The organism is Lactobacillus fornicalis (assembly GCF_055362665.1).
In genome coordinates, this window is sequence record NZ_JBLTIM010000047.1 from 1 (window position 1) to 2,033 (window position 2,033).

The 2,033-nt window shown below is 33.8% G+C and carries 1 protein-coding gene; it reads left to right on the top strand.

What is annotated here, in order from left to right:
• The first annotated feature begins 163 nt into the window (after nt 1-163).
• A complete protein-coding gene (locus ACNDLV_RS07510) occupies nt 164-1,492 on the top strand; it encodes a VapE domain-containing protein (protein WP_144772338.1) in 1,329 nt (442 codons plus the stop codon).
• Nucleotides 1,493-2,033: the final 541 nt, after the last annotated feature.

Here is a 2,033-nt window from a genome sequence, read left to right on the forward strand (position 1 = left end):
CTTGCTGCTTTTATGGGCGGTCTTTTATATCGAAATGTAGACCCTGAAAAAGCTGTGAAGCTGGCTATCTTAGCAAATGATGCAACAGAAGATAAGTTAAGTAGCGACGAACTTATTAGAACCGTTCAATCAATGATTGATAAGGATATTAGAAGGAGAGAAGGTGGTTGAGCTGGATAAAAAAGACGATAAAAAGGTTATCGAACTTAAAAATACTGATAAACTTCGTAAATTACAGGAACAACCGAAATATAGTTATTCTCTTCCTTTTCTTGTTAATGAAAAAACGGGCATTATTAAGAAAAATTCCATCTATAACATCATTATGATTCTTAGTAACGATAAGCTACTAAAAAATACTTTTCAATTTAATGAGTACACTGAAGCAGTTGATGTAATGAAAGATATTAAAGATCTTAATATTGAAAAAGGCCAATTAAAAGATGTTTATATTTCTCTTATCGCTGCTTATATCGAAACTCAAGGGGCTTACTCAAATATTCTTTTTGATGACCAGAAAATACGCTCAGCAATTAGCGTTTATGCTTCAAGTCATTCTTATAATCCTATCAAAGATTACTTTAACGAGGCTTTAAAAAAATGGGACGGTAAGCCTAGACTCCAAAATCTTTTACCTGATTTTTTAGGAGCAGAACCTGGAGATTTAACTTTACTCATCACTAGACAATTCTTAGTTGGTGCGATTGCTAAAACTTTTAACCCTATGACCAAGTTCGATATGGTGCTTGATTTAGTTGGTGGACAGGGAGTTGGTAAAACAACATTTCTAAAAAATCTAGCACCACTTGGTTACTACACTGACCAGTTTGCTAGTTTCTCATCAAAAGATGATTTCGCAGTTATGAAAAATGCAGTTATTGTTAACGATGATGAGCTAACAGCTTCACATAATTCTTCTTTTGAAGAACTCAAGAAGTTTGTCACTATGCAAGAATTCGAGTATCGCAAGGCGTATGGTCATACTGCTGAAAAATTTCATAAAAAATTCGTTATGTCTCGTACTACTAATGAACGATATTATCTTAAAGATTTAACTGGTTCTCGTAGATTTATGCCTATTTTAGCTGATAAGGCTAATCGAAAGAAAAACGCAGTAACAGATATGCCACCTGAATTTGTTCAACAAATCTGGGGAGAAGCAATGGCACTCTATAAATCTGGTGATTTTAGTTTCGCTCTAACACCTGAGGAGGAGGTGGAGTTGGAGTCTAAAAGAACTAAGTTTAATTATGTTGATGCTTTTGAAGATAAATTAGCTGATGTTTTAGAATCAGATGATTTTAGATATGCGAACTTTATAACGAATGATAAGCTGGCAGACGCTTTAGGGTTGGATCTTTTGAAAAATAGAAAAGCAGCTCGTAAATTACAAAGCTTGATGTTAGATCGATTTAAGTGGTCTAGAAAAGTTAAAAAAATAGGTGGAAAAACAGCTCGAGGATATGCAAGAAGTTCTCAAACGTTACACTAGTGTAACTTACTGTAACTTAGTGTAACCGCCTAGAGTCCCAAGGGATTAGAGGTTATTTGTATAGTGGAAAAGGTTACACTATAGTGTAACCTATCTCAGCCCTTGGGCCACAAAGCTTTATACATAGTATAAATACATAGTTACACTAATATATATATAAAATATATATAACTATAACTAGTACTAACAATTACTGGAGTAGTTTAGAACAATATAGTTGAAATTTAGTGTAACCTGATACTTTTTAGCTCAATCCCTTGGGAGAGTAGGCGAGAGGTGCGGTTACACTAGTGTAACCCTAAAATTGGTCTATAGGTTATATATTATTGATAGAGTAAGTACGAGTGAGGTTACACTACTGAATTGGTTACTGTAAATTTAGTGTAACCTTTATAAGAATAATATATGCGGTGGGTGGGTAGGTATAGTTAATTATGGACAGTGAACATTTAATTCAACAAAAAATACAACTTTATATAACTCAAAATAATTTAGGCTGCTGTTTTCGTGCAAATGTAGGCAGCGTTAAACAAGCAGATGG